Origin of the sequence: Martelella lutilitoris, assembly GCF_016598595.1 — a bacterium.
In the GTDB taxonomy this organism is placed as follows: Bacteria; Pseudomonadota; Alphaproteobacteria; order Rhizobiales; family Rhizobiaceae; genus Martelella; species Martelella lutilitoris_A.
Map to the genome: position 1 here is coordinate 3,291,380 of NZ_CP066786.1, position 15,167 is coordinate 3,306,546.

The 15,167-nt window shown below is 63.3% G+C and carries 8 protein-coding genes and 2 pseudogenes; 5 read left to right on the top strand and 5 right to left on the bottom strand.

Annotated elements, in window-relative coordinates; genetic code table 11:
- Positions 1-13 precede the first annotated feature (13 nt).
- Together JET14_RS15840 and hemA are read right to left on the bottom strand one after the other, a co-directional pair.
- A complete protein-coding gene (locus JET14_RS15840; protein ID WP_200334744.1) occupies positions 14-1,132 on the bottom strand; it encodes a serine hydrolase domain-containing protein in 1,119 nt (372 codons plus the stop codon).
- An 86-nt stretch (positions 1,133-1,218) separates the two neighbouring features.
- Positions 1,219-2,433, bottom strand: coding sequence for a 5-aminolevulinate synthase (gene hemA / locus JET14_RS15845; RefSeq protein ID WP_200334745.1), 1,215 nt, complete (start codon positions 2,431-2,433; stop codon positions 1,219-1,221).
- A gap of 435 nt (positions 2,434-2,868) precedes the next feature.
- Between hemA and JET14_RS15850 the strand changes: the two genes are divergently transcribed.
- The 5 genes and pseudogenes from JET14_RS15850 to JET14_RS15870 all read left to right on the top strand — a co-directional run.
- Positions 2,869-3,141, top strand: coding sequence for a YMGG-like glycine zipper-containing protein (locus tag JET14_RS15850; protein WP_024709701.1), 273 nt, complete (start codon positions 2,869-2,871; stop codon positions 3,139-3,141).
- A gap of 240 nt (positions 3,142-3,381) precedes the next feature.
- Positions 3,382-5,310 carry an autotransporter assembly complex protein TamA gene (locus JET14_RS15855; protein ID WP_200334746.1) on the top strand — a complete coding sequence of 643 codons (1,929 nt, stop codon included), beginning with the start codon at positions 3,382-3,384 and terminating at the stop codon, positions 5,308-5,310.
- A gap of 129 nt (positions 5,311-5,439) precedes the next feature.
- On the top strand, positions 5,440-9,609 hold the full coding sequence (locus JET14_RS15860) for a translocation/assembly module TamB domain-containing protein (protein ID WP_200334747.1): 4,170 nt from the start codon (positions 5,440-5,442) through the stop codon (positions 9,607-9,609).
- A gap of 164 nt (positions 9,610-9,773) precedes the next feature.
- Positions 9,774-10,856 (top strand): annotated as a pseudogene (locus JET14_RS15865) (calcium:proton antiporter); the annotation flags it as partial.
- Between the two features lie 186 nt (positions 10,857-11,042).
- A pseudogene (locus JET14_RS15870) lies at positions 11,043-12,029 on the top strand (transporter substrate-binding domain-containing protein); the annotation flags it as partial.
- A gap of 6 nt (positions 12,030-12,035) precedes the next feature.
- Here JET14_RS15870 and JET14_RS15875 read toward each other — a convergent pair.
- The 3 genes from JET14_RS15875 to JET14_RS15885 all read right to left on the bottom strand — a co-directional run bounded on the left by JET14_RS15875 (position 12,036) and on the right by JET14_RS15885 (position 15,160).
- Entirely contained in the window at positions 12,036-13,145 is a 1,110-nt protein-coding gene (locus JET14_RS15875) for a mannitol dehydrogenase family protein (RefSeq protein ID WP_246750345.1), read from the bottom strand.
- A 141-nt stretch (positions 13,146-13,286) separates the two neighbouring features.
- Positions 13,287-14,600, bottom strand: coding sequence for a TRAP transporter large permease (locus tag JET14_RS15880; RefSeq protein WP_200334748.1), 1,314 nt, complete (start codon positions 14,598-14,600; stop codon positions 13,287-13,289).
- Positions 14,597-15,160: a TRAP transporter small permease subunit gene (locus JET14_RS15885; RefSeq protein ID WP_200334749.1), complete on the bottom strand. Its 564-nt coding sequence runs from the start codon at positions 15,158-15,160 to the stop codon at positions 14,597-14,599. Before JET14_RS15885 ends, JET14_RS15880 begins: the two co-directional genes overlap by 4 nt.
- Positions 15,161-15,167: the final 7 nt, after the last annotated feature.

Sequence of the window (15,167 nt, forward strand, 5' to 3'; positions counted from 1 at the left end):
TGCCGCCGGCGGATCAGCCGCCGAAGACCGCCCGCCAGACATCGAAGGGGAATGCGCCGTCGCAACCCTCCGGCGCCGTGTTGGTCATGGCGACGGCAACCGTGCCGGTTTCCGGATCAAAGCACCAGCGATTGCCATAGACCCCGCCCCAGGAAACCGCGCCATTCGGCAGGGGCGAATTGTCGAGCGCGGCATCTTCGGTAACGGCGCCGATGAAGCCGAATTTCACGCCCGGACGCACATTGAGGTCGCCAATCTGGTTGCGGATCGCGGCTGCCGCCGTCTCCGGCTTCAGCACGCCGTCGCCGCCCTTGCGAACCATCTCGAGAAGCCGGATCACGTCGCCCGCGGTTCCCGCCATGCCGCCGCCGCCGCCCTGGAAGGCGCGGGGGTTGAAGATCCGCGCCGGCGAAAAGGTGTAGATCCGGTCGGGCGCAAAGGCAACGCGTTGCGGCTCGCCCATGGGCTGGGGAACGGGGTCGGCATTGAAATAGGGCACGGCAACGCGATCGCGGTCCGTCACGCAGAAGGTGGTGTCGGAAATGCCGAGCGGCCGTAGAACATACCGGTTCAGCGCTTCCTCGACCGAGCTGCCCTCCACTTCCGCAAGCACGGCGCCGAGAATGTCAATCGCGATCGAGTACTCCCAGGCGGTTCCGGGCTTGTAGGCCAGTGGAACGGTGTTGTGGCGGGAGAAATTGTCCTCGAGCGTCAGCTCGGTATTCTCGATGCCAACCGTGATCGGATCATGAACCGAGAGAATGCCTGCGCCGGGGCGATAGGTGAGCCCGGCCGTATGCGTCAGAAGCTGACGGATGGTGATCTCGGCCTGCCGGCCGTCGGGGCCCGGGGGGTGGAACCACGGCAGGCGGTCGCTGACATGATCGTCGAGCGACAGTTTCCCGGCATCGATCATCGCCAGAGCGGCGGCGGCGACAAAGGGTTTGGTGACGGAGGCGTAGCGGAAGATCGTGTCGGCGGAAACGGGTTTGCCGGCCTCGCGATCGGCAAAGCCAGCCGCGCGCTCATAGACCGGCTGGCCATCGCGCCAGACCATGACGACGGTCCCGACGACGCGCGCCTCATCGAGAGCCCGGTCGATTGCGGCGTCAACGCGTTGCGAAAGTTCCATGAGAAGCCCTCCGGACCAGAAACAGCATTGCCTGTTTGATCCGGAAAGCCGAGGCCCAAGTCAAGTGAATTCCCGATGATGGGCGATTACGCGACGGCGCGCGCCAGCGCGCATTGCGACCAGAGCGAATGCAGCGCCGCCACCAGATGGTCCATATCCTCATCGGTATGGAGCGGCGTCGGGGTGAAACGCAGGCGCTCGGTCTTGCGCGGCACGGTCGGATAGTTGATCGGCTGCACATAGATGCCGAAATCATCGAGCAGGATGTCGGAAATCCATTTGCATTTCGAGGCATCGCCCACCATCACCGGCACAATATGGCTGTTGTTTTCCATATGCGGGATGCCCTGCGCATCAAGCTTGCGACGGAGCGTGGCGACGCGTTCGCGGTGACGTTCGCGCTCGATCTGGCTGACCTTCAGGTGGCGGATGGAGGCGACCGCGCCCGCAGCCAGCGACGGCGGCAACGCGGTGGTGAAGATGAAACCGGAGGCGAAGGAACGGACGAAATCGACGACGGCCTGCGAGCCGGCGATATAACCGCCCATGACGCCATAGGCCTTGCCGAGCGTGCCTTCGATGATCGTCAGACGGTCCATCAGGCCCTCGCGCTCGGCAACGCCGCCGCCGCGCGGACCGTACATGCCGACGGCGTGAACCTCGTCCAGATAGGTCATCGCGCCGTATTTGTCGGCGAGATCGCAGATTTCCCTGATCGGCGCGATGTCGCCGTCCATCGAGTAGACCGATTCGAAGGCGATCAGCTTCGGCGCGTCCGGATCGGCCGCCTTCAGCTTGGCCTCCAGATCGTTGAGGTCGTTGTGCTTGAAGATGACGCGGGCGCTCTTGCCGTGGCGGATGCCCTCGATCATCGAGGCGTGGTTGAGCGCGTCCGAGAAGATGATGAGGCCGGGGATCTTCTGGCCGAGCGTGCCGAGCGTCGCCCAGTTGGACACATAGCCGGAGGTGAAGATGAGCGCCGCTTCCTTGCCGTGCAGGTCCGCGAGTTCTTCCTCGAGCTTCACATGGTAATAGTTGGTGCCGGAAATATTGCGGGTGCCGCCGGCCCCTGCCCCGCAAGCCTCGATCGCCTCCTGCATGGCGGCGATCACGGTGGGACACTGGCCCATGCCGAGATAGTCGTTCGAACACCAGACCGTGACCGGCGAGGCTGCGCCGTCCTTGAAGCGGGACGCACGGGGGAATTCACCGCGATGCCGTTTCAGTTCCGCGAAGACGCGGTAACGGCCCTCTTCATGCAGTCCCGCAAGTTCGCTTTTGAAAAATGCTTCGAAATCCATCGCTCAAGTGCTCCACCGACAGGCCGTTTTGTTTTCCGCAAGGATTTGACGAAGTTTGCGCAACGTCAAGCCGCAAAGCCCCGGAATTGACCCGGGTGCGGCAATAGGCCCTTCGTTTGAATTATTCCAAACTGCTTCTACACGCAACCGTTCGGGGCAAATCTTGATCAAGGTCAAGTGATCGACATTATCCGGCAGGCTTCTGATATTCGCTCCGGCGGCGGGAACAAATCCCTGCACCGACACATTAATCCGCTACCCCGGAAATATCCGGCGGCGGCGGAAAGGCGCTTTTTCGCTTCCCGCATCGGCGCTATTCGGATATGTATTTTCAGAAGCGGCCGGTCGAACGGTCGCGACAAGGAGAGCGGCGGCGGGCACGGCACCCCGGGGGAGCGTCCGGTCGTAGCGCGACCAAATGGTGATGAGGGAATCATGAACAAAGTAATCGCAGGACTTCTGATCAGTGTGTTTTCGGTTGCGGCCACGGCCTGCACCCCCACGCAGGAAGGCGCAGCCATCGGCGCCGGCAGCGGCGCGCTGATCGGCACGGCCATTGACGGCGGCGGCCTCGGCGGCGCGCTTCTCGGCGGCGCCATCGGCGCGGGCGCGGGCGCGCTCGTCGGTCGTGCTGTCGAAAACCAGCCGGGCAAATGCTACTACCGCGACCGCTATGGCCGCGAATATGTGGACGACTGCCCGCGGTAAGGCACCATACGCGTGACCGTCTGCGACTGCGGAGACGGTCACCGTTTTCTTGTGAGCCGTGCCCGAAGGCAGCGGCAATGCGGCTTATCCCGATATCTGGCCGACAATCGCGCTTCCGAAAGATTCGGTTAACGCTGTTGCCGGCTTTTGGATTTTGGCGGGATGCACGGCCTGCTCCCGTGCTACTATGCTGACGCGTAAAACCATTCAGCGGATCAGCGGCATCGTATAGAGTACACCATGATCACCCGTCCAAACCGGCGAAATACCGGCACCCGCGCCTCTCTGAAGGCCGGGCTTTTGCTGTCCGCGGCAATGCTCGCGGTGGCGCTGTCGGGCGTCGGCGAGGCGCGCGCCTTTTCCCTTTTTGGCGTCCACCTTTGGGGCGAGCGCGAGGAAGAGATCGACAACGTTCAGGATCCGGTGCGCTATCATGTGACCTTCTCCGTCACCGGCGGCGATGACGGGCTGGAGCGCTTCCTGCGCAACCGCTCGGAGCTCGTCAATGGCGAGAACCAGCCGGTCGACGGCGATCTCGGTCTTCTCGTCAAGGCGCGGGACGATCTGCAGATCCTCGTCGGTTCGCTGTTCGAGCGGGCCTATTACGGCGGGCTGGTGAATATCAGCATCGAGGGCCAGAACATCGAGGACATTGTCGGCCTGCCGAATTTCGACCGCGTCAATCCGGTTCCCGTCACGGTGAACATCGAGGCGGGACCGCGCTTCACCTTCGCCAACATCGACATCAAGGATGCGCCGCCGGAATTCGATCCCGCAAAGCTCGGCCTCGTCATCGGAACGCCGGCCTATTCGACGACCATTCTGTCGGCGGCGCAGGACATCGTCTCAAAACTCAAGGATGACGGTCACCCCTTCGCCAGGATCACCAAGCGCGAGGTCATCGCCAACCACGAGAACGCGACCATCAACGTGTTGATCGACGCCGAAGCCGGACCGAAAGCCGATCTCGGTCCGATCGCGATCAAGGGGGCGGATGCGGTGGACCCCGAGTTCATCCGCACCTATTCGCGGCTCAAGGCGGGCGAGCCCTATTCGCCGCAGGAACTCACCGATGCAGCAAACCGGTTGCGCACGCTGAAGACCTTCGATTCCGTCGTCATCAACACCGGAGATACGCTTGACGAAAACGGCCAGCTGCCGACGACCATAACCGTCAAGGACGGCAAGTTCCGCTATTTCGGCTTCGGCGCGACGGTCTCCTCGATCGACGGTCTGGGACTTGAGGGCTACTGGGGCCACCGCAACCTGTTCGGCCATGCGGAAGGGCTGAGGCTGGAGGCCGGCGTCTCGCGGATCGGCGTGACAGACACGCTCGATTCGCTCGATTATGCCGGCGGCATAACCTTTACCAGGCCCGGTCTGTTCCACCCGTCCGGCATGTTCACCGCAAGTCTTGCCGCCGGCACGGAAAACCCCGATCCCTACAACGCCAAGACGGTGGCGGGGTCCGTCACCTACAGTTACGAGCAGAACGATTACAACACGATCACGCTCGGCTCGACCACCGAATATTCCCATATCGAGGATGCCTTCGGCACCGAGGACTATCTGACCTTCTCGCTGCCGGTGGGTTTCGACCGCGATACCCGCAATGATGCGCTCAATCCGACAGAGGGGATCTATCTGATCACCACCGCCGAACCGGCCTACGACTTCCTCAACGGCACGGTCTACTCGTCCTTCAGTGCCGTCGGATCGACCTATTTTTCCGCCGGCGAGGATGACCGCTTCACGCTTGCCGCCCGGCTCGGCGCGGGCACGATCGTCGGCGGCGACAGCCTGGAAGACATCCCGGCCAACCAGCGCTTTTATGCAGGCGGCGGCGGCAGCGTGCGCGGCTATGCCTACAAGTCGATCTCGCCGCGCAATGCCAATGGCGATGAAACCGGCGGACGCTCCTATGTCGAGGCGACACTGGAGGCGCGCATCGGCGTTACCGAGAACATCCAGGTCGTGCCCTTCATCGATGCCGCAGATGTGTCCGCCGACAATTTCCCCGATTTCAGCGATATCCGCGCCGGCGCCGGCATTGGCGTGCGCTACCTGACCGGCTTCGGTCCGATCCGCCTCGACGTTGCCCTGCCGCTTGACCGCTACCCCGGCGGCGACAGGTTCGGCATCTATGCGGGGATCGGCCAGAGCTTCTGATCCGCCATTTCGGATGCCGCACGGAATTGTGCGGGTCGGCAACGCTTTAGACGCTGTATTCGTCCCCTTCCATCGCGTATAGACTGCCCCAGATTATGAATGGGCATCAGCAAGGGAAACCGCCAGACGATGAGAACAGTGACGGCAACGCTTCGATTTCTGACCAGGCTGGTCGCAGGCCTCATCGCCGGCGTGATCCTGATCGCGCTTGCCGCCGTCATCCTGGTGGGGTTCACCGGTTTCGGCGCGAATTTCGCCGTCCAACAGGTGACCCAGCGGATCGCCTCACCCGATTTCGCCGTGCATGTAGGAAGGGTCAGCGCGCCGCTGACCGGCCATTTCACCGTCGAATCCGTTTCGGTTTCGGATATCAACGGGCCTTATGCGACAGTCGAGGATGTCGTACTCGACTGGTCGCCGCTCGCCCTTTTCAGCGGCCGGTTCAAGGCCGGGAACCTCTCCGCGCAATCGGTAACGCTTGAGCGCCTGCCGGTCGCCGCCGACGCCGCGCCGGAGGAGAAGAGCCAGGGCGGCGGCTTCTCTCTGCCGATCGGCGTCGAGATCGACCGGTTCGACTTCCCTCAGATCGATATCGCCGCGCCCGTGCTCGGCGAGGACTATCCGCTTTCGGCGGAAGGCAGCGTTGCCGCGCTTGCCGATACGATTTCGGCATCGCTCAACGCCAAACACCGGGCCCGCCCCGAAACCTATGTGCGTGCGGATCTTGCCTATGCGCCGGGTGAGAACCGTCTCGATCTCGCGGCGGAGGTGAACGAGCCGGAAGGCGGCATCGTGGCGACGCTGATGCAACTGCCCGGCGCGCCGGCGCTCAATATCGCGGTTGACGGCGACGGCCCGCTTTCGGACTGGCAGGGAAAGGTGACGGCGGAACTTTCCGGCGCGGCGCTCGGCGAGATCGATATCCGCCACCGGCTCGACGATGCCGGCGAACGAACCGTCACGGTTTCCGGCAGCGGCCAGTTCGCGCCGCTTGCGCCCGAGGCTTTTGCAAGCCTGGTCGAGGGCACGACCCAAATCGACCTCGCAGTCACGCTCTTCCCGTCCGGCCGGATCGCCATCTCGAAAGGCAATGTCACCACCGGAAGCTTCGCGCTTGTCGCCTCCGGCGCCTATGATCCGGAAGGCAATAACGACCTGAAGGCGACCCTGAACGGCACGGACGGACCGGTGCCCTTCTCCTGGCCGCTCGGCGAAGATGCGCTCGACCTCGCGATCGAAAATGCCACGCTGGCTTTGACGGGCGCAGCCGACAACGCCGACCTGCAGGCCTCCGTAACGCTCGACCGGTTGTCGATGCCGCAGGTGAGCGCCGGCGGCATTGCCCTTGTCGCCAGCGGAACCGGTCTCGACCTTGCCAGTCGAAGCGGTGCGATCGACACCTCGCTGACAGTCGAGGACATCTCGTTTGACAACGAGAACCTGAACCAGCTCGTTCAGACACCTATTTCGCTGTCCGCGCCGGTCTCGCTGTCCGGCTCGACGATCGAAATCACCTCTGCCGAACTCGAAAGCGGCAGCATCGGCGGCACGACCTCGATTTCCTACGATCTGGATGGCCGTCAGGCTTCGGGCGATGCGCGCCTGTTTGTTCTCGCCGATGCCCTGCCCGCGCCCGCGTCGGACATGATCAGCGGCATGACCCGGATCGAAACCGGCTTTTCGGCGGATCTTGCGACCGCAGACTATACACTTTCAGACCTCAAGATCGAAAACAGCCTCGTCAGCGCAACGGGCAATGTCGCCCTTTCCGGCGATACGATCGACGCCACGCTGAAGGCGGCCCTCTCCGAGCTTGGCACGCTTGCCCCGCAGGTCGGCGGCGCGGCGGAAATCGAGGCATCGGTCACCGGCGCGCTTTCTGCCCCCGATATCGCGGCGACGGTGAACGCCGATAACCTGGTGCTTTCCGGCGAAACGCTGAAGGATTTCTCGCTGTCGCTGAAAGGCAAGGCCGATCCTGCCGCGCCGTCCGGCACGGTTTCGGCAAAGGGCACCTATGCCGGTGCACCGCTTTCGCTTGCTGCCAATGTCGCCTCATCGAACGGTCAGATCGAGATTTCGGGGATCGACGGCGCGGTCGGCGGCAACACGCTTTCCGGCGACCTGACGCTAAACGAAAGCTACCTGCCGGCCGGCGGCATCGATTTCGATTTTCCCGACCTGAAGCTTCTCGCCGGGCTCGCCGGCCAGGAGGCCTCCGGAGACATATCCGGCCGGATTGCGCTCGACAATGCAGATAACAAGCTGGGCCTGTCGCTCAATGCCTCGGGCGAACGGCTTTCCGCCGCGACGGTCACGGCGCGCAATATCGAGACAGACATGACCGTCTCCGACCTTGCCGAGTTGAAGGCAAACGGCACGATCACCGTCGGATCGGTCTCGGCGAGCGGGCAGAATGTCAGCGACATTTCCCTTTCGGCCCGTAATGAGGGCACGACGACAAGCTTCGACCTTTCCGCCCGCTATGACGGCCAGCCGGTGAACGCGGCGGCAAGGGTGACGCGCGCGGAGACGATGGAAATCGAACTGACGCGACTCGAGGGTTCGCCGATGTCGCTCGCCCTCAACCTGGCTGCGCCGGCGAAGATCACGATCGCCGACGGCGCCGCCAGTATAGAGAACCTGCGTATCGGCATCGGCGGCGGAACGATCAGCGCCGGCGGCAGCATCGGCGATCGCCTTGACCTCAGGGTCGATATCTCCGGCGTCAACGCCGCGATCGCCAATAATTTCGTGCCGAGCCTCGGCGCGCAAGGCACGATCTCCGGAACGGTGACCACCGGCGGCTCGCTTGCGAGCCCGACGGCCAATTACGAGCTGTCGTGGAACAACGCCAATGTGGCGCAGAATGCCGCGATCGGCGGGCAGACCTTCACCATCACCACCTCCGGGCGCTACGAGGGCAACCGCGTCACCACCGACACGACGCTGACCAACGCGCAGGGCCTTTCGGCCCGAGCGACCGGTTCAGTCGGTCTTTCCGGCAATATGCCGCTCGACATTGCCGTCAACGGACGGCTGCCGCTCGCGCTCGTCTCGGTCGTCGCCGCCAATGCCGGCTACGCGGTCTCGGGCAATGCGGACGTCAACATGACCATCGGCGGCAGCGTGCAGGCGCCGTCCTATTCCGGCGGCATCGACGTCAATATCGACAGCGTGACGGATCTGAGACGCAATCTGGCGATCAACAATATCCGCGGCCGCGTCTCCGCCTCCGGCGACAGGCTGGTGGTCGAGGGCATTACCGGACGGCTGGCCGCCGGCGGAACCGTCACCATCAGCGGCAGTATCGCGCTTTCCGGCGATTTCCAGTCTTCACTGAGGCTTGAGGCCGACAATGCCGTGATCAATGACGGCCGCCTTCTGACGACGACGGCCAATGGCGCGTTGACCCTCGAGGGGCCGCTTCTCGGCCAGCCGACGCTCGCCGGCCGGCTCGATCTCGGCAGAACCGCCATCGTCATCCCGGACCGGTTGCCGGCGTCGATCGCCGACATCAACATCGTGCACGAATACGCCTCGGCGGCCGTTTTAAGGCAGGCCGCCGAGCTTTCGCCGCAGCAGGCGACCGATGCCCGCTCGGCCTTCAATCTCGACATCACCATCGCCGCCCCCAACGCCATCTTCGTCAGGGGGCGCGGCGTGGACGCCGAACTCGGCGGGACGATCCGGGTTTCGGGCACCACGGCCGATCCGGTCATCACCGGCGGCTTCGACCTGATCCGAGGCCGCCTGTCGATCCTCAACCGGCGCTTCGATTTCGATCGCGGGCGGATCACCTTCGGCGGCGCGCTCGTTCCGCTCATCGATCTGCAGGCGCAGACGACGGCCGGCTCGACGGCGATCACCATCTCGCTCTCCGGCGTTGCAACCGATCCCCAGGTAAGCCTCAGTTCCACGCCCGCTTTGCCCGATGACGAGATCCTCGCCCAGCTTCTGTTCAACCAGTCTTCGTCGAACCTCTCGGCCCTGCAGATCGCTCAGCTCGCCGATGCGGTGATCCAGCTGACCGGCGGCACCAACCAGTCGCTGTTCGGCTCGATCCGCGACGTCCTCGGCATCGACAATCTCGACGTGACGACCGACTCGACAGGCAATACCGCCGTCAGCGTCGGCAAGTATCTCAATAGCAATACCTATGTCGAAGTCGAGCAGAGCCGCGATGCCGGCACGCGGGCAAGCGTCAACATCGACATCGGCAGAAACTTTATCGTCAAGGGGTCCGCGGGATCGCGCGGCGAGGCGAGCGGCGGCATCTTCTACGAGAAGGAATACTAGCGCGTCTCCATCCGAGACAGTTGAAATGATGGCGATATCATGGCAATCGAAAGATGTGGCGGGCGCATCCTGATCCTCTCGATGCTGGGCCCACGAGAGGAGAACAGCGCTTGCCGACGCCAGAAGCCGCCTCGAAAAAGGCCCCTTACCCGCCCCTCGGGCGCATTCTCCGTCGCGAACGCGTTCTCGGCCTTACGCTTCTGACCTGCCTTGTCGTCCTCATCTTCGAAGACGGACTCTTCGCCGATCTCGCCAATCCCTTTCATCTCGTGCCGCTCATGGCCTGGCTGTTCTCGGTCATCCTCGCCACGGCGATCGGAGTCGTGCGCCATGCAGAAGCGCTCTCCGAACGCCTCGGCGAACCGCTCGGAACGCTGGTGCTGACGCTTTCGATCACCGGCATCGAAGTGATGAGCATCACCGCCGTGATGCTGCATGGCGAGAACAATCCGGCCCTTGTGCGCGACACGCTGTTTTCCGTGGTGATGATCATCATGGGCGGCATGGTCGGCATCTCGCTTCTCCTCGGCGCGCTGCGCCACCGGGAGTTGACCTATAACCTGCAGGGCGCCAACGCCTATCTGAGCGTGATCATTCCCCTTGCCGCCTTCAGCCTGATCCTGCCCGACCTGACGCTTTCGACCGCCGGGCCGACGCTGACAGGCCTGCAGAAGGTCATGGTCGGAGCCATGGCGGCCGGGCTCTATGTCATTTTCCTGCTGATCCAGACCGGACGGCATCGCGGTTACTTTTCCCAGCCGACAGAAGAAGAAGGAGGAAACGAGACGCACGAGCCCTCCGATGCGCCAACGGCTCTGCATGTCCTGCTGCTGTTCTGCTACATCATTCCGGTCGTCTTCCTCGTCGAGCAGTTCGCAAGGCCCGTCGACTATGTGATCGAGACGCTTGGAGCGCCGGCGACCATCGGCGGCATCCTGATGGCGATCCTGGTGACGACTCCGGAGGGGATCGGCGGCGTGCGCGCGGCCATGAACAGAAGGCTCCAGTCCTCGGTCAACATCTTCCTTGGCTCGGTGCTTGCTACCATCGGCCTGACCGTGCCGATCATGCTGGTCATCTCAAGTCTGCTCGGTCTCGATCTCGAACTCGGCCTCGAACCGGCCAATATGCTGCTTCTGATCGTCATCCTCGCTGTCAGCATCGTCACGTTTTCCAGCGGCCGGACACACCTCCTTCAAGGCGCGGTACATTTCCTGATATTCATTGCATTTCTCATTTTGAGCTACAGCGGACAGCCGGTAAAAACGGAAAGGACCAAACGAGACATGTCGAGTACCGGGAGAGCGCGGATTGTGGCGGCGGGCTTCAGCATCCTGCTTGGCCTCTTGCTTTCGCTATCGGGCCCCGTTGCGGGACCGCAGTCCGGCGCATGGGCACAGGAGGCGGAAATGCCGCGCGAAGTCCGCGTCGGCTACCGCACCACACCGCCCTTCGTCACGCGTGACGAGGATGGCCGCTTTACCGGCATGGCCGCGGAACTCTGGAAGGAGATCGCCGAAGGGCTCGACATCAAGGCAACCTATGTCGAATACCCGACCGTCGCCGACCTTCTCGCCGCCGTGCGGGCGAAAGAGCTCGATGTTGCCGTCGGCGCCATCTCCATCACCGAGGACCGCGCCGAGGTGGTGGATTTCACCCAGCCCTGGTTCGATTCCGGCCTCAGGGTCATGGTCGATGACCGCTCCGCCTCCTCGCTCGCGAATATCTGGAATGGCCTCGCCGAGGCCGGCTACCTGCGCTATTACGCCTGGCTCCTCGTGTTCATCATCCTCGGCACCATCGGGCTCACCTTCTTCGATCGCCATTTCGACAAGAATTTCCCCCGCCGCTGGCGCGACGGCGTGGCGGAAAGCTTCTATGCCGTCATGCTTGTGGTCACGAAGGGTTCGCTTCCCAGCCGCACCAAGCTGTTCGGCTGGATCGGCCGTCTGTTCGCCGCCTTCTGGCTCGTCATCGGCATCGCCGTGGTTGCCTATGTCACATCCTCCGTCACCAGCGTTATGACCAATATCGCGATCACCGGCAGCATCACCGGCCCTGATGATCTGCCGGGCCGCACGGTCGGCGTCTTTCGCGGCTCGACCGCGGAGACCCTGGCCCGCCGGCAGGGCTATAATTTCATCACCTATGGCGGGATTGAGGAGGCGGTCGATGGCTTGCGCAGCGCCGAAGTCGACGCGCTGGTGGCCGACGCTCCGGTGCTGGAATATTACAAGGCGCAGAATCCGGGCCTTGGCCTTGATGTGGTCGGGCGGCTCTTTGCGCCGGACAAGTTCGGCTTCGCCCTGCCCTATGGCCAGGACACGCTGATCTATCCGGTCACTGTGCGCCTTCTCGCCTTGCAGGAAAACGGCTTTGTCACGGAGCTGAGCCGTAAGTATTTCGGCAACGAGCGATAAGAAGTTTCAGTCCGCGTGGCGGGCGAGAATGGCCTCGAGCCTTGGCGCCCGGTATCCGGGCACGGCGCGGTTGGCAAAGGCGAGGAAGCCACCGATGCGAAGCGCGACCTTCTGCTTATGGTTGCGGGCGATGTCGGCGAGCCTGTGGTCGAGATAGGGGTTGGCCAAGCGGTCAAGCGTCTCGTCGATATACCGATCCGCCTCCCTGCCGCGTCCCTCCGCGGCGAAGGCCGGCAGCACCTCGTCCGTATAGAGATCGAGGAGGTCCTTGCGGATCGTCGCGTCATCCATGCGTTCGCGCACGAAGGATTGTGGCGCATCCGCCCGCCTCCAGTTTTCGACAAGGTAGGTATGGCCGAGATTGAGGATGAAGAGCTTCATGGTCTCGACGTCGTCAAGGTCGCCGACGACCTTCAGCGCCGGATGCGCGCAGGGCAGCGTCAGCCCGACGCAGGCTTCGACCGCCCATAACGCATAGGGCTCGGTCACCGCGCCTGCCGGTTCCAGCGGTTCCGAGACGATCCGGTCGACGAGCGAATTCACCCAGAGCACCCTGGTCTCCAGCCAACGCGCATATTCGGACGAAAGCCGTTCGGCAACAGGCAGGACGCGCGCCTTCAGCGCCGCGCCGTTCTTGTGCAGCAGTTCGCAGGGCATGACCTGCAAGGGCCGCGCATTTTCCGCAAAGCGCGAAAACAGCAAGTGGGCGAGCTTGGCAGGAAAGGACATGGCCTGGCTGAAGGTCGAGCCGTTGTCCGCCGGTCGGGGCAGAAACCCGTGCTCGGTGGTGTTGGAGAGGATGATCTCCGCCTCGTCGCGCAACACCCGCTCGACCTCCGGACGATCGAGATCCGTCGACAGGGCCTTGCTGACGCTGGTGACGGTGCGGACATCATCGACGCGCGCGCCCTCAATGAGACCGCGCACCCGCACGTCAAAACCGGCTTTCATGGCCAGGGCTTTCAGCCTTTTCGCCCGGCCGGGATCCCCCGACGTCTGCACGACCGTGATGGGGCCGAGCGCCCTTCCGTCCTTCAGCGCCTCTGAAATGAAGAGGTCCGCATGGGCCTGGAGAAATCGGCTGGTGCCGAACTGCACGATCGGAGTCGCCAGCATGGGAGAGCGCCTTTACTGTGCATCTCATAATAGAGAGCAGACATAATCTCCCTTAAATTCACCTTTGTCAAAAAGAGGCCGGCGGTTCTCCTTCCGGATGCGTTGTCTGGCACTGCCGAAGATTGCGGCAGCGCCTCGGGATCAAAGGCGGGCAAGCCAGGTGGCGATCGCCGGGAATGCGACGATCAGCGCCAGCGAGACCAGCATGGCGCCGATAAAAGGTAGAGCGCCCCTGAAAATGTCCGAGACCTTCAGCGACCGGTCGTTGATCGCGGATTTGATGATGTAGACCGAAAGGCCGAAAGGCGGCGTCAGCAACCCGACCTCGACGGCCACCACGGTCAGGACGCCGAACCAGATCAGGTCGAAGCCCGCGGCTTCCGCGACCGGAAGCGCGATCGGCAGCAGGATCAGCATGATCGAGATGGAATCGATCAGGCAGCCGAGCACGACGATCAGGAGCAGGTAGAGCAGCAGGAAGCCATAAGGGCCGATCGGCCCCGACAGCATGGTCTCCGCCAGGAAACGCGGGACGCCCGAAAGCGCCAGCATGCGACTGAAAAAGGTGGCCGCAAGGATCAGGAACAGCACCGAAACGGTGATCTGCCCGGTTTCCACCAGAAGGCGCCAGAAGGAGCGCGGCGTCAGCGAGCGGCGCAGAAGCGCGATCAAGAGGGCGCCGAGCGCGCCTGCGGCGCCGGCCTCGGTCGGGTTGAGGAAGCCGCCATAGAGCCCGCCGAGCACGAGCAGCATGAGGAAGATGATCGGCACTGCCTTGCGCGCGAGCGAAAACCAGCCGATTTCCGCGTCGTGGGTTTCCGGCTTTTCCGGCGTGAAGACGAAATCAGGCTTCAACCATGCCAGAAGGAAGATGGTGACAGAAAAGGCAACCGCCAGAAGAAGACCCGGACCGACGCCGGCAAGAAACATCCGTCCGACCGATTCCTCGGCCAGAACCGCATAGACGATCATCAGCAGCGAGGGCGGGATCAGCATGCCCAGCACGGAGGAGCCGGCAACGACGCCGGTGGCGAACTTGGCCGTATAGCCGTGGCGCGTCATCTCCGGCACCGCGACCCGGCTGAACACGGTGGCAGACGCGATGGAAACGCCGGTGATCGCGGCAAACACGGCATTGGCGAAGACCGTGGCGATGCCGAGTCCCGCCGTGATCCGGCCCATCAGCCGCTGGAAAACATCGAATGTGTCCTTGCCGACCTTCGAGATCGTCACCAGAAGGCCCATCAGCACAAAGAGTGGGACGATGGCGTAGAGATATTCCCGGAGCGAATTGTTGGCGACGGCGCCGAGCATGCGCATGGAGACCGCTTCGCCGCGAATGGCCGCAACGCCGATGAAGGACACGAACAGCATGCTGACGCCGATCGGCATGCCGACATAGATCAGGACAAGCAGGCCGGCGATCGCCAGGCCTCCGATTTCGAGCGGGCTCATGGATGGTCTCCGGCATTTCGGCAGGCGACAAGATCGCTCAAGGCGCGGACGAGGAATTCGAGCGCGGCGACGCTGACGCCGAGGACGATGAAGGCGCGAAACGGCCAGACCGGCAAGGTGGCAATGCCGGTTACCCCGATATATTCGCCGGACGCCCAGTCCTTCTGCAGGATCAGGAAACTCGACCAGGCGATCAGGCCGATCATCGCCGCGCCGGTGAGATTGAAAGCCGCCGACAGGAGGCTGCCGGCCACGGGCCGCTTCAACCTGAAGGCGGGAAAGAAGATCTCGGTACGGGCGAGCCTGTCGGCGCGGATGGTGGTGGCAAGCTGCAGCGAGACGATCATCACCAGCAGCAGAGCGCCAAGTTCGGAGACCAGCGGCAGCGACGAGCCCAAGAGGTTACGCATGAAGATGTCGGCGGAGATGACCAGCATCAGTACCAGAATGAGCACGGTTCCAAGCGCCGCCAGGCCATCGACAAGCATGTGCCAGGCCCGCCCGAGGGCGTTCGGGGGGCGCCCGTCAGGATGACGGGCGCTTTCGGTGGTGGATGACATCGGGCCG

What these genes read in the sequence shown, in the direction of transcription:
- JET14_RS15880 (WP_200334748.1), bottom strand. Translation starts at nt 14,600, where the DNA reads ATGAGCCCGCTCGAAATCGGAGGCCTGGCGATCGCCGGCCTGCTTGTC.
- JET14_RS15885 (WP_200334749.1), bottom strand. Translation starts at nt 15,160, where the DNA reads ATGTCATCCACCACCGAAAGCGCCCGTCATCCTGACGGGCGCCCCCCG.
- JET14_RS15850 (WP_024709701.1), top strand. Translation starts at nt 2,869, where the DNA reads ATGAACAAAGTAATCGCAGGACTTCTGATCAGTGTGTTTTCGGTTGCG.
- JET14_RS15875 (WP_246750345.1), bottom strand. Translation starts at nt 13,145, where the DNA reads ATGCTGGCGACTCCGATCGTGCAGTTCGGCACCAGCCGATTTCTCCAG.
- JET14_RS15855 (WP_200334746.1), top strand. Translation starts at nt 3,382, where the DNA reads ATGATCACCCGTCCAAACCGGCGAAATACCGGCACCCGCGCCTCTCTG.
- JET14_RS15860 (WP_200334747.1), top strand. Translation starts at nt 5,440, where the DNA reads ATGAGAACAGTGACGGCAACGCTTCGATTTCTGACCAGGCTGGTCGCA.
- hemA (WP_200334745.1), bottom strand. Translation starts at nt 2,433, where the DNA reads ATGGATTTCGAAGCATTTTTCAAAAGCGAACTTGCGGGACTGCATGAA.
- JET14_RS15840 (WP_200334744.1), bottom strand. Translation starts at nt 1,132, where the DNA reads ATGGAACTTTCGCAACGCGTTGACGCCGCAATCGACCGGGCTCTCGAT.